The organism is Micromonospora okii (assembly GCF_020884795.1).
Lineage (GTDB): Bacteria > Actinomycetota > Actinomycetes > Mycobacteriales > Micromonosporaceae > Micromonospora > Micromonospora okii.
Map to the genome: position 1 here is coordinate 157,741 of NZ_BBZF01000017.1, position 24,525 is coordinate 182,265.

A 24,525-nucleotide genomic window follows, 5' to 3' on the forward strand; every position below is an offset into this window, starting at 1 on the left:
ACCGGCGCCGGCAACGACATCGAGAAGGCCACCGGGCTGGCCCGCGCGATGATCACGCAGTACGGCATGAGCTCCAAGCTCGGCGCGATCAAGTACGGCACCAGCGGCGACGAGCCGTTCCTCGGCCGCAACATGGGCCACGAGCGGGACTACTCGGACACGGTGGCCGCCGAGATCGACAGCGAGATGCGGGCCCTGATCGAGCTGGCCCACGACGAGGCCTGGGAGATCCTGGTGGAGTACCGGGACGTCCTGGACAACATCGTGCTCGAGCTGATGGAGAAGGAGACCCTCTCCACGGCCGACATGGCCCGGATCTGCGCCCGGGTCGTGAAGCGCCCGCCGATGGCCCCGTACAACGGCTTCGGCAAGCGCCAGCCCTCCACCGAGCCGCCGGTGCTCACCCCGGCCGAGAAGAACGCGCTCAAGGCGCAGGCTGAGGCCGACGGCGCGACCGTCGGCGGCGGCACGCCGGGCTCGAACAACTCGGACGGTACGCACTGAGCACCGACCCGACGATCGGCGACGAGGCCCCCACCCGGGGTGCCTCGTCGACCGAGCCCGACACAGACGGCTTGGACTACCTCGCCGCGCGCCTGATCAACGGCAAGTTGACCGGGCGCCCGGTCGAGGAGTCCGTCGACCTCGGCCGGATCGAGAAGGCCGTACGCGAGATCCTGATCGCGGTCGGGGAGGACCCGGACCGCGACGGCCTGCTCAACACGCCGGCCCGGGTCGCCCGCGCGTACGCCGAACTCTTCGCCGGCCTGCGGGTCGACCCCGCGCAGGTGCTCAGCACCACCTTCGAGGCCAACCACGAGGAGCTGGTGCTGGTCCGGGACATCGACGTGATGAGCCTCTGCGAGCACCACCTGCTCCCGTTCCGGGGCAGCGCGCACATCGGCTACATCCCCGGGCCGGACGGCCGGATCACCGGCCTGTCCAAGCTGGCCCGCCTGGTCGAGGTCTTCGCCCGCCGGCCCCAGGTCCAGGAGCGGCTCACCGCGCAGATCGCCGACCTGCTGATGAGCCGGCTCGCCCCGCGTGGCGTGATCGTCGTGCTCGAGTGCGAGCACATGTGCATGGCGATGCGCGGCATCCAGAAGTCCGGGGCGAAGACGATCACCTCGGCGGTGCGCGGCACGCTCCAGAACGACGCGAAGTCGCGCGCCGAGGCGATGGCCCTGATCATCCCCCGCTGACGGCGGGAACCTCCTGCACGGCTGACGCCGGGCTGACCGTAGGGGTCGGCCCGGCGTCGTCCTCCCTACCGACCCGCCGGGCTCACCCGGCCAGCATCGCCAGCACGATCCCGGCCGTCGCCAGCACCGCCGGAACGAGGCAGACCAGGGCACCCCACCGGGGCGTGCGGTCGAGCCGGCCGCCGCCGAACGGCTCGCGCTCCGGCACGAAGGCGGCGGTGCGGCCGGCCGTCGCGCCCGCGTTCGCGGCCGGGCTGGCGGCGGTGGTCTCTACGGCCGGGTCGCTGGCTCGTGCCGCCGCGGCGTCGGTCTCGGGCGCCGGATCGTTGGCCGCTGGGTTGTCGACCGTTGCCGCCGGGCCGGGACCGCCGTTGCGCACCGAGAACTGCCCAGGGAGCCGGTTGGGCACCCGGCCGAACAGGCGGCCGACGCCGATCCAGCCGGCCAGGAAGGCGACCGCCGGCATCGGCAGCCCGCACACGAGCGCGACGAGACTCGCCGGGCCGGTGCCCGCCGCCGCGTAGACGGCCACCTGGAGCAGCGGCACGACCAGCGCCAACGGCCCGTACACCAGCAGGTTGCGGATTCGTGGCGGCCACGTCGCGACGGGGAGCGGACCCCGCGCGGCCAGCAGGGTGTCCGCCGCGTCGGCCCGGTCGCGGGCCGCCCGCAGCGCCGTCAGCACCGCCGTCGGCCCGGCGAGCATCTCCCGGGCTGCCTCGCTCAGCTCCGGCGGCGCGGGTACCAGCGTGATCGGGGGTACGCCCGACTCGCGCAGCCTGGAGCGCTGCGACGCCAGCCGCTCGCGTACCCCGGTCAGCTCCTCGCGGGCGGCCTGGACCGCCCGCGCCTGCTCCGTCGCGGCGGTCGTGGCGCCTCGGCGCACCCCGTCGAGCTGCCGCGCGGCGGCGACGTACTCCCTCCAGGCCGCCTCGCCGTCCACCGGGCGGGGTGGGGCGGTCGTCGCGTCGTCGCCGGTGCGCTGCCGAACCGGGCCGGCGACCGTCCGCGCGTCGGCGGCGCTGGTCGACTCCCCGCTCATGCGCCCTCCTCGGCTGGGTGGTCGTTCTGAGGGGTGGGCGTGGGTTCGGCGAACGGCACCAGCAGGACGCCGCGCTCGTCCCGGCCGTCCCACAGCATCGCCCGGCCCGGTCGGGGACGCCACTGCACCGGCTGCGCGAACACCGTCGCGAGCTGCGCCCCCGGCACGCCCACCGCCACCACGGCGGCCAGCTTGTCGACCTCGCCCTCCGGGCCCGCCACCGCGGTGAACGGTGGCACCGTGCGCCACCAGCCGAGCAGGTGCCGGCCGGCCGCCGGGCCCTCCCGGAGCACGGTCCGCAGCCGCTCCGGCGGCAACTCTTTCGGGGCGGGCGCGTCCAGCCGGAAGACCACGAGGTAGCCCGGCTCGTCGGCATCCATCGCGGCGAGCAGGCCCGGCAGGTCGACCCGGTCCACGCGGTGCTGTCCGGCCAGGTCGGCGGCGAGCGCGTCGGCCGCCGGCGCCGGGGCGTCGCCGAGCGCCGCCACGACGAACCGCGCCGCGCCCGGCGGATGGTGCGCGGCGACGCTGCGGGCCGCGGTGGCCAGCAGCGCGGCGGCGTCCCCACCCGGGCCGAGGACGGCGAGATTGCGGCCGGCGGACGCACCGAGCGACACCGCGACCGTGGAACGGGACGGGTCCACCGCCCGACCCAGCAGGACCGCCGGCACCCGCGCCCGACCGGCGAACGCGGCCCGGTAGCGGGGGTCGTTGCGCAGCAGCGGGCGCGCCCAACCGGCGAAGACGACCGGGGGCGCCGACCGCTCCGGGCGGGCCGTCCAGAGCCGGTGCCGCAGCTCGCCGACGGTCTCCGGGACATCGTGCGGGTCGGGGAAGCGGACCATCCGCTCGTGCCCACGGGTCGCGCCCCGGGGGCCGCCGAGCCCGCCCGCCGTATTCACCACCGCGCTGCCCACCGGCAGCCCGGCCGCGGCGTCGTTGCTCGGCTCCAGCACCGGCCCGCCGCCAGCCAGCGCGACCCGCACCGGGAACTGCCCGGCCAGTGAGTCGCGGGTCGTCGGCCCGCCGGCGATGCCGAGGTCACCCTCCCCGGCGAGGACGAGATGGACACCGTACGCCCGGCCGGCGCGAACCAGGGTGTCCAACCGCGTGGCCAGCGCATCCCGGTCGGTGAGGAGGAGCGGAACGTTGTCGATCACGCAGACCAGCCGGGGCAGGGACTGGTGCTCCCGCAGGGCGGCGAACCGCTGCCCGCCGGCGCGCCGACCGGCCTCCTCGCGGCGTCGCACCTCGGCGACCAGCTCATCGAGGAGGCCCACCACGTACTCCGGGTCGGCGGCCATACCCGCCGAGCGCACCTGCGGCACCCACGACCGGTCCCGCTCGATCTGGAGGAACTCCGCGAACGACTCGCCGTCGCCCAGATCGGCCAGGTGCAGGACCAACTCGTCCGGGCCGTACCGCGCGCAGAGGCCGAGCAGCACGTTGGTGAGGAACGCGGCGCGACCCGCGCCGGACCGTCCGCTGACCAGCCAGTGCGGGGTCAGCTCGGTGAACCCCACCGTCACCGGTCGGCCGGCGGCGTCGCCGACCGTGGTGGCGATGCCTTCCGCCGAGCTGGCCGCCCACAGTGGCTCGTCCGGGCCGGGCAGCAGGTCGGTGAGGCTGAGCCGGGACCCGGCCTCGATCTCCTCCGCGAGCCGTTGACAGACGACGTCGACCAGGGCCGGGGGCGGGTCCTCGTCGACGAGAACGGGCGAGTTCAGCCCGCCGGGCTCCGCGCCAGGCCCGGCGAGCGAGGTGCCGGGCGGGTCGCCCAGGAGCGCGTACGCGTTGCGCATGGCCAGCGGGGTGGCCCGGGGCAGGGGCGCACGGGCGGCGTACGGGCCGGCCGGGGGCCAGCCGGCGACGACGAGGTGCAGGCCGGCGGACGGCCCCTGCCCGGCCAGCGCCTCGATCCGGCCCAGGTCCGTCGGCCCGGTCAGCTCCGGCAGCGCCGCGACGACCAGCAGCAGTGTCCGGTCGTGGCGGCGCGGCCGTCCGCTGCCCGGCGACACCCACTGTTCCGCCTCGGTGAGCACCGCCCGCAGCCCGGCCACGTCCACGGCGGGCGGGGGCAGCAGCCCGGCGTCGGCGAGCGCGGCGAACGGCGCGAACGTGCCCCCCGGTGCCCCGCCCGGGCCGGTGCCGGCCTCGGCCCGCGCCCCGTCGACGGCGCGGACCAGCAGGCAGCCGGCGGGCGTCGCGGCGAGCAGGCGCAGCAGGACCGCCCGGAGCAGCCCGGCGACGCGCGGGTCCCGGGCATCGGCGTCGACCGTCAGGTGACCGGTGCCGAGCAGGGGCACCAGCGCCGGGAAGCGCGCGTCGTCCAGCGGGGCGGCGATGCCGACCCGGACGAACGGGGGTGGGCCGTCGCCCGAGGCCACCTCCGGGGCGACCGCCTCCAGCGGCGCCCCCGCCCAGCCCGGAGCCAGCAGGGCCGCCGCGCTGCGCAGCCGGTCCGCCAACTCGTACTGCCGTCGCTGGTCGGCCGGCGCCGGCCGGGTCTCGTCCAGGATGCCCGCGGCTGCGGCGGCCGTCGCCTCCGCCTTCCGGTGCAGGGCAGCGGCGCGGTTCGCGCGTGTCCTCGGACCGATCACCGCGTCCACCCCCTCTTCCCGAGGCTGGCATCCCCTCCCCGAACAGTGACGGTATCCCAGGTCCGGCCCCTCCTCCGGGATGCGCCACGGCGCTGCGCTGGCGGCCCCGGTGATTGTCGGCACGGGCTCGCGGCGCCCGTCGCGCGACGGTCCGGTAACGACCACGATCGGTGGCATCCGGGGCATTGGGTACGAGGCGTCCAGCCGATAGCCTCAGGGGGTGGAATCAGTGCAGCCCCCCGCCGGTTCCCAGGTCTCCCGCGTACCGGCGCAGCGGACCCCGCCGGACCAGATGGCGCCCCCCGCCGGCCCGCCGGCTCCGGTCCGCCCGCCAAGCCGGCTGCGAACCGTCCTCATCGTGGTCGCGGGGGTGCTCGGGCTGCTCCTCGTGGGCGGCGTCGCCACCGCCTTCGTCCTGTACGACCGCGCCACCGCCCCGGACCGCACCGCCCCCGACGTGGCCGTCGACAACTACCTGCGCGCTTTTCTCGTCGACCGCAACGACACCAAAGCCAACCAGTTCACCTGCTCCTCCAACGCCCCTGAGCTGAACCAGCTTCGGGCGCTGCGTGAGGATCTTGTCGCCCGGGAAGAGCGTTTTGCCACAACGTTCGCTATCAGCTGGGGGAGACTTGATGTGCGGTCGCAAGCGAGACAAGCACAGGTCCGGGTCGATTTGATCATATCCGCACGTGTCGCTGGGATTTCGCAGAGTGATCGTCAGTCTTGGCAGTTCGAGCTTATGCGAGTCGATGACGGCTGGAGAGTGTGCAGCGGGGCTCTCGCCAGCTGAAGCGGATCACTCGATCCAGAGCAGGTGGACCGGTATCTCCAGGGTGGTCGGAGGTTGTCCCCGCCAGGCCCAGCGGTACCACTCCAGTTCCGGGGTGACCCGAACGCAGATGTCCCCTTCTGCGCCCGAGTAGGTCTCGGTCACGGCGCGTAGGTCCCGTTGCTCACCGCCGTCGACCACGTGCACGACCCGCCGACCGGTGACGGCGTCGGTCTCGAAGACGGGAGTCGGCGCGCGGTGGGCCGGCGCGTCCAGGGACACCAGGTTGACGCCGGAGCCGCCGGCGGCGGGGATGGCTGGCCGTTCCCCTACGGCCTCCACCCAGACCCGCTCGACCGGCACGAGCGGAGCGAAGACCTCCATCTGTTCGGACTCGGCTCGGTACCACTCCTGCTCCGGGATGACCGGCACGTAGGTGCGGCTGTTCTGCACCACTCGCTCGTCGGCGCGTAGGTCACCGCGCCACCCGAGACCCGGCAGCCCGATGAGGACCCGCCGCCCCCGCAGCTCGACCCCGCTGGTGGCGGGCACGATCTCGATGGGCCGGGGTGGCAGGGGCGCCCAGTCGGGCCGGTCGGCGAAGGGGTCGGGGAGCGGCCCGGTCATGCGGTCCCGAGCCTCACGCCTTGCCGCTCAACGGCGCGCCCCGGTCCCGCATGAACCGCGCCGGGTCGATGGCGCTGCGGCGGGACCGGTCCCCGTCGAGGTGCACCTCGAAGTGCAGGTGTGGGCCGGAGGAGTTTCCGCTGCTGCCGACCTCCCCGATCACTTCGCCCGCCTTGACCAGCTGGCCGGGAACCACCCGAGGTTTGACGATCATGTGGCAGTAACGGGTGACGTAGCCGCCGGAGTGCAGGACGTCGACGAACCAGCCGCAGCCGCCCTTGCCGGGCCAGCCGTCCGCGTTGCAGCTCAGACGACCGCTGTTGTCCGGGTCGCAGCGCGCGACGAGCACCCGGCCGGTCGCCGCGACGCGGATCAGGGTGCGCTTCGGCGCGCCGATGTCCACGCCGTTGTGGCTGGGCCGCGATGCCGTGCGGAACCCCGATCCGACCCCGCCCGGGATGGGAGCCGTCCAGCCCGAGGCGGCGATCTGACCCCGGGCAGCGGCGTTGCAGACGTTGCGTTGCGCGATCTGCACCGTACGGGCCGCGCCGCCGGCGAGCGCGTCCACGATCTTGCTCGCCAGTTCCTCGTGCTTGGCGTAGGCGTCAGGGAACGCGCTCACCTGCACCCGCTGGGCCGCCCGGGTCAGCGAAAGCTGCTCCCAATTCGGGACCTTCACCAGCTTTTCATAGAACTTCCGGGACGAGTAGGACGGGTCCTGCAGCTGCTGCGGCGTTCCCCAGCCCTGGCTGGGACGCTGTTGGAAGAGGCCCACCGAGTCGTGGTCGTTGCGGCTGCCCAGGTGGCCGAGGTTTCGCAGGGCGGATTCCTGCATGGCAGTGGCTACGGCGATGACCCAGCCGCGAGGCGGCACCTTCATGTCCGACCCGACCTTGATGATGACGGCCGCGTTGCGGATCTGGCTGTCTCCGTACTGGGCGAAGCGGGGCATGGTGCCGGAGATCTTGACCTGGTGCGTCCGGCCGCAGGCGGACTGGGCTTCCGGGGAGAGGGCGTCACGACCGCCGCTCAGCTCGGTGAGGAAGAACGCGGCGGTCCCGCCTGTGCAGCAGAGCAGCGCGAGGGTGGCGGTCAGTGCGACGGCCACCGCGCCCAGCCGCAGCTGCCTGCGGCCAGGGCTGCTGACATCTCCGGTGTGCTCGCTCATGCCCGCTCCCAGTCCACGGCGTCGACCAGCCACTTTCCGTCGGGGGCCACCAGCTCCAGTCGGAGCCGTCCGGTATCGAGCGGTACCAGCACCTCGACGAAGGTCCCCGTCCGAAGTCGCAGACTCGCTTCGCCGGTCGTCCGCTCAGCCGGGACCCCCGAGGGATCGGCCCCGGCGAGCTTCTCGGTCAGCTCGGGCGTGGAGAGCGGTCGCAGGGCGGCATGCCACTCGTCGGCACTGTCGCCGCGACCGCTCAGCCAGGTGGCGGTGAATCGGTCTGCGATCTGCTCCGGGGTTGGTGTGCCTGGCCGGGTGGACGGTGTCGGCGGCGTGGTGCTCCCCACCACGCCGTCGTCACCCGCGGCCGGGTCGACGGTAGTGATCGGCTGGCTCGGGCGATTGCTCAGACCCGAAGTCGGATCACCCGGCCCGGAGACCAACCGAGCGGTTCCGACCGCGCCGACCACGAGGATTCCGATTCCCAGGGCGATGCCCAGCCGGGACCGCAGAAGCCGAGTGAAAAGGAATTCCAGCGCACGTCGCATCGCCGTCACCGCGCCTCGGTGCGAATCCGTGGCGAGGCGGGGCGAGGCGCGGCGGGTTCGACCGAGCCGGGCCGGTAGACGACGAAGGAGGGGCTCTCCTCGGGCACGTCCGGCTCGGTCCAGGTCGCCGGCTGGCGACGCCGAGGTCGCGGTGCTGTGGGGCGTGGGGTGGTCTGCTCATCGGGCGCGGTTGCCTCGTCGGGGCGCTCGCGCCCGTCCGGCCGCTGACGTTGGTTCGTGTCCGCAGTGGCGTCAGCGGCAACGACGGTGTGGCTCGGGTCCTCGTGCCGGCTCTCCGGCCTGAGCCGAGTCTGCTCCGACGTGTTGCCTCGCCGTCGACCCATGGTTGGCTCGGCCGTGCCGCCCGGTTCTGCGACGTCCAGTCGGGCAGCGGTGCGCATGTCGCGGAAGAACCGCCGGTGCCACGAGCCGGCCGAGCTGACCGCCTCGCTGCTGTCCTTCCCGCCGAGCTGGGTGATCCGCCGGTACGGGCGCAGCAGCAACCAGCCCACCACTCCGCAGAGCCAGACCAGCACCACCTGCAGCCAGCCCGGCAGGGAGGCCGTGCTCATGATCAGATCTACGGCGAAGAGGTAGATGGCCGCTCCGGTGCCGAAGATGGCGACATTGAACACGGCGGCGACGACGGCGTTGGCCAACCGCCGCAGCCCGGCACTGGCCGGACGCATCAGTCCCACCGTGCCCAGGATCGGCGCCGCGATCACCGCCCACCGGAAGATGAGGAAGCCGAGCAGGACCAGGACCGAGGCGGTCAGGTCGAACATCGCGAAGAGCAGCGCGGCGAGCACGGCGATGAAGCCGGAACCCACCCGGTCCATGTCCCGGATGCCCTGGAGGTACTCGTACGCCTCGGGGTCCTCGGTCTTGATCAGCTCGGCGACCCGGGCCCACTGCTGCTGCTTGGCATCGAGGGTCGTTTCCCGGGTGGCCGGGTTGGCACGGAGCTTCTCGGCCTCCTCCCAGGAGATCGACTTCGCGTCGTAGAGCGCCGGGCCGTACTTCTTGGCCGTCTCGCTGTCGGCGGTGCCGAGCACTCCCCGCAGCCAGTTGCGGTAGAGCATGGACTCGGTCGCGGTATCACTCGCCCGCACCGCAGGAGGGCGTTTGTCAAGACAAGCATCAGGGTTTGGCAGCGCGCACTTGTCGGCTGGTACGTCCTTGGTAGCTGGGCCGACAGCGTCGTGGACTACGCCGAGGGTGGTGATGAGTGTGCCATCGGCGATGTTCGCGGACTTGACCGGCCACGCGGCCAGGGCGGTGACCGCCACCATCACCAGCAGGGCCCAGCCGGCCGTGGTCATCGCGTTGCTCATGTCCGACTGGCGGGAGCGCCAGAGCAGGTAGAGGCCCACCACGCAGAGCGTGATGATGCCGAAGACGCTGAAGACCTTCTGGTAGACGGCCTTGGTGGCCTGCTCCACCAGCGGGTCGGCCCACGCCCACATCGACCGGGGGTTCCAGGCCCGCTCACGCAGCGCGTTCGAGCCCCCGATGATGGCGGTCGCGATCATGAACTCGCCGTTCGCCACCGTCGTGGTGAACTTGTAGTCCGCATGGATCACTGCGGAGGCACAGCCGCCCGGCATGTCGTACGTGGGGAAGCTGTATCCCGCGTACCCGTAGTCGCTGTAGAGGCCCTTGGGGCCGGGAAGCTTGGCGGAGTCCGGCCGGCTGGCGAACCAGCCGGCGATGCCGGAGTCGGGCGCCGAGGGGACGGGGGCGTTGCGGCACTTGACCTGGTCCTCGCTGACCTTGGTCAGCTTGTTGACGCAGGAGCGGAAGTCGGCCTGCCATTCCTGGGTGCTGCACAGGTCCGCCCGTGCCTGGGTCACCGGCGGGGCCGCGTACGCCGCCTCGCCGCCCACCACCGGCCAGCCGACTGTGGCCCCCGCGAGTACGCCGAGCGCGAGGAGGAACGCCGCTATTCGGGCCCGCACCCTCGCCATGTCACGCCTCCAGGTCCGGCAGGTGGGTCGGCAGTTGCCCGGCGGCTGCAGCAGCCGCAGCGGGGGTGGTGTCCAGGTGGTCCAGCAGCCCGTCGACGTACGACACGTCCACCCGGACCTTCTGCACCCGCCCGTCGACGTCCCGCATGACGAACTCGCGGAAGCCGAGCCGGGCGGCGGATGTGGCGTCGGCGGTCGACAGTGAGGCCAGTGTCGCCTCGTACCCGTCGTTGACCGGGACGCGGAGCAGCCGCAGCGCCTCGGAGGCGATCTCGGAGTCCTCGGCGATCCGGCCGACGAAGACGGTGGAGACCAGGTTCTGCACGTCGAGGCCGAGGATGTCCTTCGGGTTCTGCGAGGCGACCAGCGCGGCGAGGTTCCACTTGCGGGAGTCGCGGGCGAGCCGGACGAGGAAGGAGCGGCCGGAGCGCCAGCCCTCCATGAAGTGCGCCTCGTCCAGGCCGACCAGCTTCCGGGAGGACATCGACCCGCCGTAGCAGCGGCGTACCGCGAGCCGGTGGGCGGTGTGCAGCATGGGCAGCGCGAGCGCCTCCTCGGCCGACCAGTACTCGCGCTCGATCTTGAGGTCGGGCAGCCGCAGGCCGGCCATGGTGATCACGGTCAGCGCGGCGTCGGCGCCGAGCAGCCCCTCCGGCGGCCGGCCGAAGAAGAGCATGGCCAGCGGCATCTCGGCGGTGTCCAGCAGGAGGTTGGCCAGCTCCTTGCCGGCGTCGTCGTCGAGCTGCCCGAGGCAGGCGACCACGTCGTCCAGGGTGGACGTCTCCTCCGCCGGCACCTGCCGGACGGCGTGCCGGAACAGGGTGGCGGTGGACGCCTCCCGGGCCACCTGCGGCGGCACCAGCATCATGCAGATGTCCTGCACCAGCATCCGGCGCTCGGCGCGGGCGTTGGAGACCGCGATCTCGAACTCCCGGTCACCGGCGGCGCCGGTGCCGAACTCGCTGCGCAGCGGCGTCGGGATGAGCGCGTACGGGGCCAGCGTCCCCTGCTCGGAGCCGGTCAGGTTCAGCACCCGCGAGTACGGCCGCAGCTCCGGCATGGCGCAGAGCCGGGCCAGCGGGCCGGACGGGTCGAGCAGCGTCACCTGCGCCCCCCGCCGGGCGGCCAGGTAGCCAAGCGCGCCGAGCAGGGTGGACTTGCCGCCGCCGGGCTCGGCGACGAAGACCGCGAGCCCGGAGCGTTCCCGCACCTCCATCGGGAAGTGCAGGTCGAGGAAGACCGGCCGGCGGCAGGTGCCGGCAGTCCGCCCGATCAGGTCGCCGCGCCGGTCGCCCACCGTGGACGCGGCCTGCGGCAGCGCGGCGGCGAGCAGGTTGACCGGCATCCGGCGGACGTACCCGGTGTTGGCGATGGGCTCGCCGGGGACGAACTCCCGGGCCAACCAGTCCTGGTTCTTCGGGTGCTGCAGCGAGATGCGCAGCTCGCGGGAGTAGAGCTGGATCAGCCTCCGGGCCCGCTCCAGGCACTCCTCCCGGGTCCGACCGCCGACGGCGATCCGGTGCCAGCCGTGGGCCCGCGCGGAGTCGACCGGCAGGCCGGTGGTCATCTCGTCGCCGATCACCAGCGCGCGCTTGGCCAGCCGCTCCAGCTCGGGCGGGGCGTCGATGCCGTGCTCGGCGTAGTCGAGCTGCTGGGAGCGGATCATCCGCAGCCGGTGTTCGAGATTACGGAACGAGTCGTTGGAGCCGAGGATGTCGACCCGCGTGGAGATCTCCATCGGCCAGGGCAGCCGCTCGTGGAAGTGCAGCCAGGGCTCGTGCCGCTCGGGGATCTCCAGGGGCTCCATCCGGCCCACCGCGAGGACGGCCACGTGCCGTTCCTCGCCGGTCATCCGGTTGATGAGCTTCACCGTCGACCCGTACGGGGTGCGGTAGCGTTCCACCTGCTCGGTGAGGGCGAGCAGGTCCCCGCGCTCCCACCGGCCGTTGGTGACGGGGGACAGCGTGCCGGGCGGGGCCATGCAGAGCGCGACCGAGCGGTAGAGCAGCCACTCCAGTTCCTGGGCGGTCACCCGCCGCCCGCGCATGCCGAACGCGCCCAGCACCTCGTCGAACTGCTCCACGGTGCGGCCGAGCTTGCGGCGTTCGCCCTCGGCGACGCCCCGGCCGAAGGTGCGCAGCAGCCGCTCGGAGAGGGAGTTGCCCAGCGAGCGCCGGGCGAAGGTGACCCCGAGGTAGGTCTGCCCTTCGGCGTGGTTGACCGAGAGCAGGTGCCGCTGGGCGGCGACCAGGTGGTCTGCCCAACTGGCGGTGCCGGGCACGTCGGGAAGCGGGGCCGCGGTGTGGGCGTCGACGGTGCGGGCCCACTCGTCGGCCGGGAAGGGCCGGGTGGTGCGGCGCAGGTGCAGCCGGAATCCGGCGAGGCCGGCGTACTGCTCGGAGATCGCGGCGAGGAGGGCCTCCCGCTCGGCGTCCGGTCGGAACGCCCAGCGCACCTCGGGCAGCCAGTACCACGCGGTGACGGTGTTGGGGGTGAAGGTCAGGTGGCCGGCGATCTCGGTGATGGCCAGGTCGACCGACGGGTCCCGGTCCCCGAACTTGATCTTCGGCGGCTTGACCGGCTTTGCGGGCTTGGTCGGCTTCGCGGGCTTGCCGGACCGCTCCCGCCGGTCGGGCGTGCGCTGCCGGGGCGGGGCGACCTCGCGGCCGGCGGGGGGCGGCGTCGGCTCGGGCGCGGGGCGCGGGTTCCGCTCCGGGTGTCGGGGCGCGGGCGGCTCGACGTCGCGCCAGCCGTACGTCTCGTCGTCGAGGCCGGTGGGCGGGGCCGCCGCAGGCGGGGCGGACACGGCCGGGGGGGAGGGCGGCCCGGGCTCGGGGCCCGGGCGGACGGCCGGCAGCCGGTCCGCCGGCTGCTGGGGGACTCGGGGGCGGGCCTGCGGCGCGGCGGGGGGCCGCACGACGGGGGCCGGCGGGATCTCCGGGCGGGCCGGCGGCGCCGCGGCGGCCGGCTGCTGGTGGGGGATCGCCGGGTGCTCGCGGGACGGTGCGGGCAGCTCCCGGCCGGTGGGCCGGGGCGACGCGGGCAGCGCGGGCCGGGGCGCCGGGCGGGCGCCGCCGAAGAGGTCGAGGAACGGCGAGTCGATGTCGGGGTTGTCGGCGACCGCCGGCGCGGGCGGTTCCGGGGCGGGCGTGGCGGCGCGCCCGGGGGCGGGCCGGGGGGCCTGGAAGACCCCGACCCGGCCGTGACCTGGCGTCGTGGCGAGCGCTGGGTCGAGGGCGACCTCGTCCAGCCCCTCGTCGGAGGGGTAGTTGAACGACCGCGCACGGTTACCGTGCGGGGCGGCCTGACGTCCTGCCGGGGAACCCGGCATGGAGGAGCGATTCATGCCACCGCCTCATCCGCGTGCTGCTTGCGCCCGATCGGCTTACGCCGGGTCATGCCAGTTCCTCCCGGATCCTGATCCGGCTCGCCACCATGCGCGGGTCGCGCTGCTCGGCGGCCGGCTCCCGGGTGCGTCGCCAGTCGGTCAGCGCGGTGCGGATCACCATGCGCGCGGGCCGGTCCGGGTCGACGTGCCGGAAGATGAACGAGGTGGTCACGATGGCGAGCGCGATCTCCCAGGCGGGGAAGATCTCGACCTGCATCGTGAACAACCAGTGGATGAACATGTAGAGGGGCACGAGGAGCATGAACAGCCCGTACTGGGCGTACGGGAGGTGGACGGGCAGGGTGTAGCCGGGCGGCCCGAGGTAGACCAGGCGTGCCCGGTAGATGTCGTCGTCGGTGCGCAGCCGCATCTGCCCGCGCCTATTCGAAGATCAGGTCGATCAGGTAGTCACCGACGAAGAAGAGTGTGGCCGCTCCGGCGATGAAGGCCAGCCCGACGATCGCGATCGCGGAGCTGGTCAGGACCTTGGAGATCTCACCCCGGCTGGCCCGGCCGATGAAGATGACGCCGAGCACGGCCAGCAGGATCGGCGCGATCTTGCTGGCGAAGAAGGTGACGACACCGTTGGTGTTGATGCCCTTCGGAGCCGGCTCGGCGAGTGGAGTCGACGCCAGGGTGTGGAGCGCGTGGGCGACGCCGGACGACGCCGTCTCCATCAGCTCGATGGCGATCACTGGAACCTCCCCATATCGCGGCCGGCGGAGCCGCGGCGGTGCAGTAGGCAAGCCTGGCGGGATGGTGCTGTTTCGACGCAGCGTCGGCGACCCTGCGTCCGTCGTCCACCACAGAGAGTGGCGAGCTTTGGGGGGATTTTTCCCGCTTCGGCCCTCCCTCCAGGCTCCGCCGTCTCGCTGCTGGGCAATTCCAAAGGGTACGGGCCGCCCCCCTTTGCGACAAGCCGCGAAGAGTCGACCCCGAAAGCCCCGAACGACCGATAGTACACGTGTTCCAATGCCCATGTCAGGGCCGTCGTGGACCCGCCATACCGGGCCGTGGGAGGCCGCCCGGGCGACCGGTACGGTGCAGTCGTGACCGATCTGGTACGGGCGCAGGCCCCGGTGGTGATGGGCGTCCTGAACGTCACGCCCGACTCCTTCTCCGACGGTGGCCGATACGCCGATCTCGGCGCCGCGGTCGCACAGGGCGTGCGACTGCGCAGCGAGGGCGCGCACCTGGTGGACGTCGGGGGCGAGTCGACCCGGCCGGGGGCCGACCGGGTGGACGCCGAGACCGAGACGGCCCGGGTGGTGCCGGTCGTCCGGGAACTCGCCGCGGCCGGTGTCCCGGTGAGCATCGACACCAGCCGGGCCAGGGTCGCCGAGGCCGCCCTGGCGGCGGGGGCGACGGTGGTCAACGACGTCTCCGGCGGCCTCGCCGACGTCGACATGGCCCGGGTGGTCCGGGACGCCGGCTGCCCCTGGGTGCTGATGCACTGGCGGGGGCACTCCCGCACGATGCGCGACCTGGCGCACTACGCCGACGTGGTGACCGACGTCCGGGCCGAGCTGGCCCAGCGGGTCGACGGGGCGCTGGCCGCCGGAGTGGCCGCCGACCGGATCGTGATCGACCCGGGCCTCGGCTTCGCCAAGACCGCCGAGCACAACTGGCAGCTCACGGCCCGCCTGCCGGAGCTGCTGCAACTCGGCTTTCCGCTGCTCTTCGGGGCCAGCCGCAAGTCGTACCTCGGGCGGTTGCTCGTCGACCGCGACGGAACCCCCCGGCCCACCGGCGGCCGGGAGGCGGCCACCGTCGCCACCAGCCTGCTCGCGGTGGCGGCCGGAGCCTGGGGGGTACGCGTGCACGACGTCCTCGGCACCGTCGACGCGCTGGCCGTCTGGCGGGCCAGCGGCAGCCCGCGACTCGTCGCCGCGAACAGCCCGACGAAGCCGGGGAAGCAGCCGGACCGCCCGGGGGAGCCGGGGGAGCAGCCGGGCCGCCCGGGAACGCCGGGAAACTCGGCGGAGCCGGGGGAACAGCCGGGCCGCCCGGCCGGCCAGGGAGAGAAGGAGGCAGACCGGTGACCGACCGGATCACGCTGACCGGCCTGCGGGCGCACGGCCGGCACGGCGTCTACGACTTCGAGCGCGAACGGGGGCAGGAGTTCGTCGTCGACGCCGTACTCGAACTGGATCTCGCGCCGGCCGCCCGCTCCGACGAGGTGGCCGACACGGTCCACTACGGGGAGCTGGCCGACCGGCTGGTGGCGGTGCTGACCGGGGAACCGGTGAACCTCATCGAGACGCTCGCCGACCGGCTGCTGGCGATCTGCCTGGCCGACCCCCGGGTGGCGCGGGCGACGGTCACCGTGCACAAGCCCGAGGCCCCCGTCCCGCACGCCTTCACCGACGTGGCGGTCACCATGACGCGGACGCGGACCGACCGGACGGCAGAGGCCGGGGGCGCCTGGTGACCCGCGCGCTGCTCTCCCTCGGCAGCAACCTCGGCGATCGGCTGGCCCACCTGCGCTCGGCGGTGGACTCCCTCGGCGGGGCGGTGCTGATGACCTCCGGCGTCTACGAGACGCCGCCCTGGGGCGACGCCGACCAGCCGGCGTACCTGAACGCGGTGGTGCTGGCCGGGGACCCGGCGGCGGCCCCGCGCGACTGGCTGGAACGGGCCCGGGCCGCCGAGCGACGGGCGGGGCGGGAGCGCGACCCGGGGCGTCGGTTCGGCCCCCGCACCCTAGACGTCGACGTCGTCGCCGTCTGGGGCCCCGACGACGAGCCGGTGCTCAGCGACGACCCCGAGCTGACCCTCCCGCACCCCCGGGCCCACCTGCGGGCCTTCGTGCTCCGCCCGTGGATCGACATCCAGCCGTACGGGCGGCTGCCCGGGCACGGCTGGCTGACCGACCTGCTCAACGCCGAGCCGGTGGCGGGGGACGCCCTGGAACTGAGTCCCCGGCCGGATCTGGCGTTAGAGTCGTCGGCATGAGCCAGTGGAGCCGGTCGGCATGAGCCAGGCGCAGTCCCCGCCGCCGCGCGGGACGGACCCCGACCGCTTCAGGATGGGCCCCACCCGGATCTCCACCCTGGTCGTCGCCGGCCTGGCCGCCGCTGCGGTGGCCTGGCTGCTGATCAGCGCCCTCTACTACAGCGGCATCCCCCGGCTGCCCTGGCTGCCGGTGGTCACGCTGGCCGCGCTGGCGGTGTTGGAGGCGTACGCGGCGGTCAACACCCGGGGCCGGATCGAGCGCAGGCCGGGCCGCGACCCGGTCAACCCGCTGCTGGTGGCCCGGTTCGTGGTGCTGGCGAAGGCGTCCGCGCTGGCCGGAGCGATCTTCGCCGGCTTCTACGCCGGGCTGACCGGGTGGCTCTTCGTCGAGCGCACCCGGGCGGCCGTCGAGGACCGCCCGGCCGCCGGGGCCGGGCTGCTCGCCGGGCTGGCGCTGGTGGCCGCCGCGCTCTGGCTGGAACGGTCCTGCCGGGTGCCGGAACGGCCGGAGGACGAGCGCGACACCGACCAGCGGGAGAGCCGGCCCGGCCAGCGCTGATCGCGGGGGTTACGCCCGGCCCGGAGCGCGGGTACCGTGCCTGGCGACCGGCGAGCAACGGCCGCCCCGGTCCGTCCGGGTCGGACCCTGCGGCCGTGACCTGGGGAGGGCACGCGTCATGGGGTACGACGATCCGGGCCGCGACGCCCCGGTGGAGCCCTCGTCCGGAGTGCCGATCTCCGGGGTGCCCGCGTCCGTGGTCGAGCACGGCTTCGACGACCCGGCCCACGGCGAGCCGGGGCGGGACCGCGTCGGCGTACACGTCGCCTGGGAACTGGTGCTGGCCGCCGGCCTGGCCGTGCTGACCTGGCTGCTCTGGCGGGACGGCCCGGCCGCCCTGCGCGGCGACGGCCTGCGCGTCCTGCTGGTCGACGTGGTGGCGGTGGGGCTGCTGGTCCTGGCCGCCGGCCTGAGCCTGCGCACGGCGGCGGTGAACCTCGCGGTCGGCCCGGTCGCGGTCGCCGCCGCGCTGCACGTCGCCGAGCAGGGCGACCGTGGGGTGGAGGTCGCGCTGGGCCACGCGGCGGCGGTGGCCGCCCTCGGTGGGCTGGTCGTCGGGCTGGCCGTGGTCGTGCTGCACGTGCCGGGCTGGGCGGCGAGCCTGGCCGCCGCGGCGGGCGTCGTGGTCTACATCCAGCGGCGCGCCGACCCGGTGCTGGTGCAGGCCGGGTACGACCCCCGGGAGAACGCCTTCCACCTCTTCGCCGGCTTCGCCGCGGTGGCGGTGCTCGGCGGCCTGTTCGGGGCGATCCACCCGGTGCGTCGGCTGGTCGGCCGGTTCCGGCCGGTGGCCGACCCGGCCCGCCGCCGGGGTGCCGTCGCGACCACCGTGGTCTTGGCCGCCTTCGTCACCTCCACCGTGCTGGCCATGCTGGCCGGCGTCCTGCTCGCCACGAACGCCGACGGGCCGATCGTGCCGACCGAGGGGCTGGGCTGGACGGCGCTCGCCGTCGGCGCCGCGCTGCTCGCCGGCACCAGCGCGTACGGGCGGCGCGGCGGGATCTTCGGCACCGTGCTCGCGGTCAGCCTGGTCACCGTGCTGTTCACCTGGGTGGAGGCGCGGGGCTGGACGGTGAGCCGCTGGGTGGTCGGCGGGGCCGCGCTCGGCGCCGGCCTGGTGATCACCCGGCTGGTCGAGGCGTACGGGCGGCCCCGGCCGGCGGACGGGGACCCGGAGGCCCGCCCGCACGGCGACGGCCCGATCAGCTCCGGCTGGTCGGTGGCGCGCCCCGCGCCGGTCGACGACTGGCCGACCGTGCCGCCCACCCGCGCCGACGACCCGCCCGCCGACCCCTGGGACACGCCTCGCTGGGACAGCCCCCCGCAGCGCTGGGACTCCGGCGACCAGTGATCCCGCCGCCGGCACCGGGGGACGTCCCGCCGCCGGTCGGGCCGCGTCCGGCGCGCCGCCGTGATCTCGGCGGTTAGGCTCGGCGGCATGACCGAGACTTCTTCCACCGGCACCGGCGGGCACACGTTCGAGGAGTTGGACGCCCTCTCCACCGAGGAGCTGCGGGAGCGGGCGTTCGCGCTGGCCAGGGAGCGGCGCGACGTCAGGTTCTTCTGGTCGGTGCTGCGTCACCTGCCGAACGCCGACGAGGCCGCCGCGCTGGACGGCGCGCCGAACTCGGTCGGCCCGACCATCGACGAGGCGTCGGCGCTGTGGCGGGAGCTCACCGGGCACGGCTACGAGGAGTCCGCGCCCCTGCTGCGGGCCAAGTTCATCGACTACCTGACGAAGTCCTGACCCGAGCGTCGGCCCCGTGGTCCGCAGGTTTGCCCGGCGGGGCGCCCCGGGAACTGGTCGCGCCATGACTGTCACCCACCGCCCCGGCGCGATCGGCCGGTACGGGAGCGCGGCCGGCACCGGCATCCTCGCGGTGCTGGTGCTCGTCGGGGTCTGCGGCAGCCCGATGTACGTCCGGTGGGCGGAGGACAACACCGACCCGAACTCGGCCGGCGGCTGGTTCCTCCAACTGCTCGCCTGGCCGGCCTGGCGGTTCGCCGCCGACGGCTCGGGCCAGGGCGTGCTCGGTGCCGATCTGCGGGCGATCCTGCTGGTGGTCCTGGCCGCCGCCCTGCTCTACGTGCTCCCCGTCTCGCAGGTGGCCAGGGTGCAGGGGTCGCTGAGCCAGTTCTTCTCCGGCTGGGGCGCGTACGTGCTGGCCGCAGGCGCGGCCGCGCTGCTCAGCACGCTGTTCGGGCCGGACCGCTCGCTGCTGGCCGCCCTGCAGGCCGCCGGCACCGGCGCCAGCTACGGCTTCCTCTCCGGCTGGATCATCGGCACGGCCAGCCTGGGCAGCCGGGCCTGACCGGACACCGCCGGCCCACCCACCCAGGCCGGCGCTTCAGCTCCCGCCCGCCCAGGCCGCGTTGCAGACTTCGCCCGCTCTGGCCGGCGCTTCAGCTTTCGCCTGGCCGGGCGGCCAGCGCGCGGTCCCGGGTGAGCACCCCGGCCGGTCGGCCGTCGGCGGTCACCAGCACCCGGTCCGCCCCGGAGGTCAGCATGGCGGCCAGCGCGTCGTAGGCCGACGAGCCCAGCGCGACCTGCGGCAGCCCGGCCGGGTCGGTGGGCAGCGGGTCCAGCGCGTCGCGGGTGACCGGCGTGACCGCGAGCGCCCGGATGCCCCGGTCCGCGCCGACGAACTCCCGGACGAACTCCGACGCGGGCGCGCCGAGCAGGGCCGCCGGGGTGTCGTACTGCTCCAGGTGGCCGCCCTGGGACAGCACCGCGATCCGGTCGCCGAGCCGGACCGCCTCGTCCAGGTCGTGGGTGACCAGCACGATCGTCTTGCGCACCTCGGCCTGGAGCCGGAGGAACTCCTCCTGCAACCGGGTCCGCACGATCGGGTCGACGGCCGAGAACGGCTCGTCCATGAGCAGCACCACCGGGTCGGCGGCCAGCGCCCGGGCCACCCCGACCCGCTGCCGCTGCCCGCCGGAGAGCTCGTGCGGGTACCGCCGCCCGAACTTGGCCGGGTCGAGCCCGACCAGCTCCAGCAGCTCCTCGGCCCGGCGGCGGACCCGGTCGCGGGGCCAGCCGAGCAGCCGCGGGACGGTGCCGACGTTGGCGGCGACCGTCTGGTGGGGGAAGAGGCCCACGTTCTGGATGACGTACCCGATGCGGCGGCGCAGCGTGACCGGATCGACGCGGGTCACGTCCTCGTCGCCGAGCAGGACCCGGCCACCGGTCGGCTCGATCAGCCGGTTGATCATCCGCAGCACGGTGGACTTCCCGCAGCCGGACGGGCCGATCAGCACCACGAGTTCGCCGGCGGCGATCTCCAGGCTCAGCTCGCGGACCGCCTCGGTGCCGTCCGGGTAGCGCTTGCCCACCCGTTCCAGGGTGATCGCCGCCGATCCGTGCCCGGCGGCGGTCGGGGTCTCCGGGGTAACGTCCACGCATGTCCTTCCGCCTGAGCTACCGGGCCGAGCCGGATAACCCGTGGTTCTCCTGGCAGTACGTGCGGGACAACTCTGACACGATCCTCGCCGCGCTGCGCGACCACGCCTCGCTGACCGCCCGGGCGGTGCTGATCGCCGCCCTGGTCGCCCTGCCGCTCGCCGTGGCGGCCCACTGGTTCCGCCCGCTCGCCGGCCCGATCCTCGCACTCACCGGCGTGCTCTACACGATCCCGTCGCTGGCCCTGTTCGCCTTCCTCGCGCCCTACCTGGGCATCGGGGCGGTGACCGTGCTCAGCGTGGTGGTGCTGTACGCGCTGCTGGTCATCGTCCGCAATGCCGTCGCCGGGCTGCGCCAGGTGCCCCCCGAGGTCCGCGAGGCCGCCGAGGGCATGGGGTACGGCCGCTGGGGCCGGCTGCTGCGGATCGAGCTGCCGCTGGCGCTGCCCGGCATCCTCACCGGCCTGCGGCTGGCGACCGTGTCGACCGTGGCGCTGGTCACCGTCGGCGTGGTGGTCGGCCGGGGCGGCCTCGGTCAGCTCATCTTCGCCGGCTTCCAGAACAACTTCTACAAGGCCGAGATCATGACGGGCACCCTGCTCTGCGTGCTGCTCGCCCTGGCGCTGGACCTGGTCCTGGCCGGGATCGGCCGGGCGGTCACCCCGTGGGCGCGCGGGCGGGCCCGGTGAGCGGCCCGGTCGGCCAGGCCGTGCTCTGGCTCAACGACCCGCTGAACTGGACCAACCCCGGCGGCATCCTCGACCGGCTCGGCGAGCACCTCGGCATGTCGGCGGCGGCGGTGCTGCTCGGCTGCCTGGTGGCCTGGCCGGTCGGCCTCTGGCTCGGGCACACCGGCCGGGGTGGCGGGCTGGTCGTGCTGGTCTCCAACGTCAGCCTGGCGATCCCCACCCTGGCCCTGCTGACCATCCTGCCGCTGACCTTCCTCGGTTTCGGCCGCCCCGCCGTGGTGGTCGCGCTGGCGGTCTTCGCGGTGCCGCCGCTGCTGGCCAACGCGTACACGGGGGTGCGTCAGGCCGACCCGGAGGCCCGGGACGCCGCGCGCGGGATGGGGTTCTCGGGCGGGCAGGTGCTGCGCCGGGTGGAGCTGCCGCTGGCGGTGCCGTACCTGGCGGCCGGTTTCCGGACCGCCACCGTGCAGGTGGTGGCCACGGCCGCGCTGGCCTCGTTCGTCAACGGCGGCGGTCTCGGCCAGATCATCCGGGCCGGCTTCGGCCTGGACATCGCCGCCGGAGGCGGGCAGATCATCGCCGGCGGCCTGCTGGTGGCCGGTCTGGCGGTGCTGGCCGAGCTGCTCCTGGCCCTGGTCGAGCGGCTGGTCACCCCGCGCCACCTGCGGCGGGTCCGGCGGCGGGCCGGCAGCCGCGCCGCCGACGCGATCGCGGGCGGCTGACCGCGCACCCCGCCGCGTACGCCTCGTTTGTGAGCGCCCGTACGCCTCGTTGTGACGATCCGGTGACGAAAACAGCGTCTCAGGTTGTCGGTAGCGGGCGAAAGGATGTTGGGTGGGAGATCGCGGGCGGCGAGGAAGATCGCCCGTCGGATACGCGGCCGGCCCGGCACGGGTCGCGCCGGGACACGGAAGGCGGGCTCGATGCGCGCACGTACACGCCTGGCGCTCGGCGCGGTGGGCGCCCTCACCGCGGCCGGGTTCCTGACCGGCTGCGGGGACGCCGGCTCCTCCGGCACCGAGGCGCCCCAGTCGGGCGCGTCCGGGGCCGGCTGCGCCCCGGTCGCCGGCGACCAGTTGGTCGTCCTCACCGACGACAAGAAGTTGCAGAACTCCGACAACATCATCCCGGCGGTCAACGCCAAGGCGGCCACCCCGGAGCTGATCGCGGCGCTGGACAAGGTCTCCGCCGCGCTGGACACGCCGAAGCTGATCCAGCTCAACAAGGCCGTCGACGTCGACCGCAAGACCAGCAAGGTCGCCGCGGAGGAGTTCGCCTCGGCCAACAACCTCACCCAGGGCATCGCCCGGGGCGCGGGTGGCACGGTCGTGGTCGGCGCGGGCAACTTCGCCGAGAGCCAGACCCTCGCCGAGCTGTACCGGATCGCCCTCACCGCCGCCGGGTACCAGGTCAAGGTGCAGCAGATCGGCAACCGGGAGCTGTACGAGCCGGCCCTGGAGAAGGGCCAGATCCAGGTCGTCCCGGAGTACGCGGCGACGATGGCCGAGTTCTTCAACACGAAGGCCAACGGCAAGGACGCCCCGCCGGTCTCCTCGCCCGAGCTGGAGAAGACGGTGACCGCCCTCAAGGCCGCCGGCGAGAAGGCCGGCATCGCCTTCGGCACGCCGTCCGCCGCCCAGGACCAGAACGCCTTCGCCGTCACCCGGGCCTTCGCCGACAAGCACGGCGTGGGCACGCTCTCCGAGCTGGCCGCCAAGTGCTCCGGCACGGCGACCGTGCTGGCCGGCCCGCCGGAGTGCCCGCAGCGCCCGAAGTGCCAGGCCGGCCTGGTCGAGGTCTACGACTTCCGGGCGGGCTCGTTCAGCTCGCTGGACGCGGGCGGCCCGCAGACGAAGAACGCCCTGAAGACGGGCAGCGCGAGCGTCGGCCTGGTCCTCTCCTCCGACGGGGCGCTCGCCGCAGGCTGACCCCGGCGGTGGCCGGCGGCCCGCGCCGCCGGCCACCGTTTGCTGGTCAGGGCGTTCCCCGCAGCCCGAACTCTCGGTAGGCTGCACATCCATGCCCGCCCCGGTTGCCGCACCCGACAGGCGTGACTCCCGACTGCTGCCCGCGCTCTTCTGGGGCGGCGTGGGCCTCGCTCCCGTCGCGGCGCTGATCCTGCTGGTCGCCGACAGCAACGGGCCGCTGCGGTTCGCCGCCGTGCTGGCCATCTTCGCCGTGGTACTGATCGGTCTCTCGATCGCGCTGCGCGGCGGCGACGGTGCCCTCGCCGAGGCCGAGGAGCTGCGGGACGAGATCGAGGTGTGGCGCAGGGAGGTCGAGGGGCTGCGCCGGCAGGTCGAGGAGCAGCACCGGGAGACCGAGGGGCTGCGCCGGGAGGTGCGCGGCGAGGTCGCCACCGCCGCCCGGCGCGGAGACCAGGCGCTCGACGCGACGCAGCGGCTCCAGGAGCAGGTCGCGGCGCTGCGCCGCCGGCTCGACGCCGCAGCGGCCGGGATCGCCGCCGACCCCGACCCGCCCGCCGGGCCGCCGGCCGGCGCGGGGCGCGCCCGCGTCCGGGCCGCCGGACCACAGGACGCCGCCCACGGCCCCGGGTACGACGCGGACCACGCCGGGTACGGCGCGGACGGTCCCCGGTACGAAGCGGACCACCCCGGGTACGGGGCGGACGCTTCCCGGTACGACGCGGACGGCCCCGGGTACGGCGCGGACGGTCCCCGGCCGACCCCGCGCCACGGCGCCGACCGCCCCGCCCCACCCGATCCGTACCCGGCGGCGGCCGGGCACTACCGGGGGGCGGCCGGGCCGTACGACGCGCCGGCCGGGCGCGGCATCTGGCCGCCGCAGCCGGCCGCGCCGGAGCGAACCCCGGGACCGGGCGGCGTGGTCCGGCACACCGAGACCGTGCACGTCACCACCCGGCACACGGTCGTCAACGGCCCGGCCCCGCGCGACGAGCCGGGCCCGCCGGAGCGACCTGCGGAACCGGCCTGGCCCGGCCGAGACGCCGAGCCGGGCCGGAGTGGCCGACCCGGCGAGCCGGGCCCGGCCGGGCGACAGGCCGAGGCGGGCTGGGGCGGTCGGCACGCCGAGGCGGGCTGGTCCCGTCCGGACGACGGGCCCGGCCCAACCGGGCAGCGGGGCGAGCCCGGCGGGGCCCGGGATTCCGGGCAGCCTCCCTGGGGCACTCCCGCCGAGCCGGGATGGCCCGCCGGAACAGGACCCACTGGAACAGGGCATGCCGGGACAGGGCGCGCCGGGGCGTACCCGCCGGAGATCGCCGACGACGGGCCCGGCCAGTGGTCGGAGCTGCGGGCCGGCGGCCGGTGGGCCGAGGTGCACGACGACGAGCGGGGCCGGGAGGTCCGGTTCGGCGAGCGCCGGGCGGCGGCGCACGCGGACGCCACGGGCAGCGGGTACCGCCTGGAGGACCGCTGGGCCGCGCTGCGCCGGGGCGAGTCGCCGCAGGGGCGGGACGGCGAGCGCCCGTCGCCCCACCGCGACCCCCGGTCCGATCAGGGGTGGCCCGCGCCGGAACCCGAGACCGACCGGCCGAGCCGGCACCAGCGCGCCGACGGGGGCCGGTACGGCCATCCTCCCCGCGACGACGCCCCCCGCTCCCCGGACCGGCGGCGCTGACCCCCGCTC

At 74.6% G+C, this 24,525-nt stretch carries 22 protein-coding genes and 2 pseudogenes; 14 read left to right on the top strand and 10 right to left on the bottom strand.

Features of this window, described 5'->3' with window-relative positions; translation table 11 throughout:
* Positions 1-504 (top strand): annotated as a pseudogene (locus LPU43_RS14375) (ATP-dependent zinc metalloprotease FtsH); the annotation flags it as partial.
* A gap of 71 nt (positions 505-575) precedes the next feature.
* Complete coding sequence (folE, locus tag LPU43_RS14380) at positions 576-1,202, top strand: GTP cyclohydrolase I FolE (RefSeq protein ID WP_229400902.1); 627 nt, start codon at positions 576-578, stop codon at positions 1,200-1,202.
* Between the two features lie 412 nt (positions 1,203-1,614).
* Here folE and LPU43_RS14385 read toward each other — a convergent pair.
* Both LPU43_RS14385 and LPU43_RS14390 read right to left on the bottom strand, forming a co-directional pair.
* Positions 1,615-2,244, bottom strand: a pseudogene (locus LPU43_RS14385) (hypothetical protein); the annotation flags it as partial.
* Entirely contained in the window at positions 2,241-4,853 is a 2,613-nt protein-coding gene (locus LPU43_RS14390; RefSeq protein ID WP_229400903.1) for an FtsK/SpoIIIE domain-containing protein, read from the bottom strand. The gene LPU43_RS14390 and the pseudogene LPU43_RS14385, both read right to left, overlap by 4 nt.
* Positions 4,854-5,073: 220 nt before the next feature.
* Between LPU43_RS14390 and LPU43_RS14395 the strand changes: the two genes are divergently transcribed.
* A complete protein-coding gene (locus tag LPU43_RS14395) occupies positions 5,074-5,637 on the top strand; it encodes an Rv0361 family membrane protein (protein ID WP_229401106.1) in 564 nt (187 codons plus the stop codon).
* A gap of 6 nt (positions 5,638-5,643) precedes the next feature.
* Here the strand turns inward: LPU43_RS14395 and LPU43_RS14400 are convergent, their stop codons facing one another.
* From LPU43_RS14400 to LPU43_RS14430, 7 genes are read right to left on the bottom strand one after another with little or no spacing between them, the layout of a single operon-like run.
* Positions 5,644-6,243, bottom strand: a complete 600-nt coding sequence (locus tag LPU43_RS14400) for a hypothetical protein (RefSeq protein ID WP_229400904.1) — start codon at positions 6,241-6,243, stop codon at positions 5,644-5,646.
* Between the two features lie 13 nt (positions 6,244-6,256).
* Positions 6,257-7,411 (bottom strand): M23 family metallopeptidase, encoded by a 1,155-nt coding sequence (locus tag LPU43_RS14405; protein ID WP_229400905.1) that lies wholly within the window; start codon positions 7,409-7,411, stop codon positions 6,257-6,259.
* Positions 7,408-7,965: a hypothetical protein gene (locus tag LPU43_RS14410; protein WP_229400906.1), complete on the bottom strand. Its 558-nt coding sequence runs from the start codon at positions 7,963-7,965 to the stop codon at positions 7,408-7,410. The genes LPU43_RS14405 and LPU43_RS14410 overlap by 4 nt, the downstream gene beginning before the upstream one ends.
* Positions 7,962-9,923: an MFS transporter gene (locus LPU43_RS14415; protein ID WP_229400907.1), complete on the bottom strand. Its 1,962-nt coding sequence runs from the start codon at positions 9,921-9,923 to the stop codon at positions 7,962-7,964. Before LPU43_RS14415 ends, LPU43_RS14410 begins: the two co-directional genes overlap by 4 nt.
* 1 nt (position 9,924) lies before the next feature.
* Entirely contained in the window at positions 9,925-13,269 is a 3,345-nt protein-coding gene (locus LPU43_RS14420; protein ID WP_229400908.1) for an ATP-binding protein, read from the bottom strand.
* A gap of 49 nt (positions 13,270-13,318) precedes the next feature.
* A complete protein-coding gene (locus LPU43_RS14425; protein WP_229400909.1) occupies positions 13,319-13,681 on the bottom strand; it encodes a hypothetical protein in 363 nt (120 codons plus the stop codon).
* A gap of 10 nt (positions 13,682-13,691) precedes the next feature.
* Positions 13,692-14,006, bottom strand: a complete 315-nt coding sequence (locus LPU43_RS14430; protein ID WP_229400910.1) for a hypothetical protein — start codon at positions 14,004-14,006, stop codon at positions 13,692-13,694.
* Positions 14,007-14,360: 354 nt separating this feature from the next.
* Here LPU43_RS14430 and folP point away from each other — a divergent pair, with 354 nt between their 5' ends.
* The 7 genes from folP to LPU43_RS14465 all read left to right on the top strand — a co-directional run bounded on the left by folP (position 14,361) and on the right by LPU43_RS14465 (position 19,137).
* Positions 14,361-15,353, top strand: a complete 993-nt coding sequence (gene folP / locus LPU43_RS14435) for a dihydropteroate synthase (RefSeq protein ID WP_229400911.1) — start codon at positions 14,361-14,363, stop codon at positions 15,351-15,353.
* Entirely contained in the window at positions 15,350-15,742 is a 393-nt protein-coding gene (gene folB, locus LPU43_RS14440) for a dihydroneopterin aldolase (RefSeq protein ID WP_229400912.1), read from the top strand. The genes folP and folB overlap by 4 nt, the downstream gene beginning before the upstream one ends.
* Positions 15,739-16,266, top strand: a complete 528-nt coding sequence (gene folK, locus LPU43_RS14445; RefSeq protein ID WP_229400913.1) for a 2-amino-4-hydroxy-6-hydroxymethyldihydropteridine diphosphokinase — start codon at positions 15,739-15,741, stop codon at positions 16,264-16,266. Before folB ends, folK begins: the two co-directional genes overlap by 4 nt.
* Before the next feature lie 19 nt (positions 16,267-16,285).
* Complete coding sequence (locus tag LPU43_RS14450) at positions 16,286-16,825, top strand: DUF3180 domain-containing protein (RefSeq protein ID WP_229400914.1); 540 nt, start codon at positions 16,286-16,288, stop codon at positions 16,823-16,825.
* A 118-nt stretch (positions 16,826-16,943) separates the two neighbouring features.
* Entirely contained in the window at positions 16,944-18,176 is a 1,233-nt protein-coding gene (locus LPU43_RS14455; RefSeq protein ID WP_229400915.1) for an ABC transporter permease, read from the top strand.
* A gap of 87 nt (positions 18,177-18,263) precedes the next feature.
* Complete coding sequence (locus tag LPU43_RS14460) at positions 18,264-18,572, top strand: hypothetical protein (protein ID WP_229400916.1); 309 nt, start codon at positions 18,264-18,266, stop codon at positions 18,570-18,572.
* Positions 18,573-18,636: 64 nt separating this feature from the next.
* On the top strand, positions 18,637-19,137 hold the full coding sequence (locus LPU43_RS14465) for a hypothetical protein (protein ID WP_229400917.1): 501 nt from the start codon (positions 18,637-18,639) through the stop codon (positions 19,135-19,137).
* Positions 19,138-19,228: 91 nt separating this feature from the next.
* Here LPU43_RS14465 and LPU43_RS14470 read toward each other — a convergent pair whose 3' ends face one another.
* Positions 19,229-20,227, bottom strand: coding sequence for an ABC transporter ATP-binding protein (locus tag LPU43_RS14470; protein WP_305074211.1), 999 nt, complete (start codon positions 20,225-20,227; stop codon positions 19,229-19,231).
* Between the two features lie 2 nt (positions 20,228-20,229).
* Here LPU43_RS14470 and LPU43_RS14475 point away from each other — a divergent pair, with 2 nt between their 5' ends.
* From LPU43_RS14475 to LPU43_RS14490, 4 genes are all read left to right on the top strand, one after another.
* Positions 20,230-20,916 carry an ABC transporter permease gene (locus LPU43_RS14475; RefSeq protein ID WP_229400918.1) on the top strand — a complete coding sequence of 229 codons (687 nt, stop codon included), beginning with the start codon at positions 20,230-20,232 and terminating at the stop codon, positions 20,914-20,916.
* Positions 20,913-21,638: an ABC transporter permease gene (locus LPU43_RS14480; protein WP_229400919.1), complete on the top strand. Its 726-nt coding sequence runs from the start codon at positions 20,913-20,915 to the stop codon at positions 21,636-21,638. The genes LPU43_RS14475 and LPU43_RS14480 overlap by 4 nt, the downstream gene beginning before the upstream one ends.
* A 201-nt stretch (positions 21,639-21,839) precedes the next feature.
* Positions 21,840-22,844, top strand: coding sequence for a glycine betaine ABC transporter substrate-binding protein (locus LPU43_RS14485; RefSeq protein WP_229400920.1), 1,005 nt, complete (start codon positions 21,840-21,842; stop codon positions 22,842-22,844).
* Positions 22,845-22,935: 91 nt separating this feature from the next.
* Positions 22,936-24,516 carry a hypothetical protein gene (locus tag LPU43_RS14490; RefSeq protein ID WP_229400921.1) on the top strand — a complete coding sequence of 527 codons (1,581 nt, stop codon included), beginning with the start codon at positions 22,936-22,938 and terminating at the stop codon, positions 24,514-24,516.
* Positions 24,517-24,525 lie beyond the last annotated feature (9 nt).

Excerpts from the sequence above, each read along its gene's own strand:
- LPU43_RS14400 (WP_229400904.1), bottom strand. The coding sequence starts at position 6,243 with ATGACCGGGCCGCTCCCCGACCCCTTCGCCGACCGGCCCGACTGGGCG.
- LPU43_RS14405 (WP_229400905.1), bottom strand. The coding sequence starts at position 7,411 with ATGAGCGAGCACACCGGAGATGTCAGCAGCCCTGGCCGCAGGCAGCTG.
- LPU43_RS14415 (WP_229400907.1), bottom strand. The coding sequence starts at position 9,923 with ATGGCGAGGGTGCGGGCCCGAATAGCGGCGTTCCTCCTCGCGCTCGGC.
- LPU43_RS14420 (WP_229400908.1), bottom strand. The coding sequence starts at position 13,269 with ATGAATCGCTCCTCCATGCCGGGTTCCCCGGCAGGACGTCAGGCCGCC.
- LPU43_RS14425 (WP_229400909.1), bottom strand. The coding sequence starts at position 13,681 with ATGCGGCTGCGCACCGACGACGACATCTACCGGGCACGCCTGGTCTAC.
- LPU43_RS14450 (WP_229400914.1), top strand. The coding sequence starts at position 16,286 with ATGAGCCAGGCGCAGTCCCCGCCGCCGCGCGGGACGGACCCCGACCGC.
- LPU43_RS14455 (WP_229400915.1), top strand. The coding sequence starts at position 16,944 with ATGGGGTACGACGATCCGGGCCGCGACGCCCCGGTGGAGCCCTCGTCC.
- LPU43_RS14460 (WP_229400916.1), top strand. The coding sequence starts at position 18,264 with ATGACCGAGACTTCTTCCACCGGCACCGGCGGGCACACGTTCGAGGAG.
- LPU43_RS14465 (WP_229400917.1), top strand. The coding sequence starts at position 18,637 with ATGACTGTCACCCACCGCCCCGGCGCGATCGGCCGGTACGGGAGCGCG.
- LPU43_RS14475 (WP_229400918.1), top strand. The coding sequence starts at position 20,230 with ATGTCCTTCCGCCTGAGCTACCGGGCCGAGCCGGATAACCCGTGGTTC.
- LPU43_RS14485 (WP_229400920.1), top strand. The coding sequence starts at position 21,840 with ATGCGCGCACGTACACGCCTGGCGCTCGGCGCGGTGGGCGCCCTCACC.
- LPU43_RS14490 (WP_229400921.1), top strand. The coding sequence starts at position 22,936 with ATGCCCGCCCCGGTTGCCGCACCCGACAGGCGTGACTCCCGACTGCTG.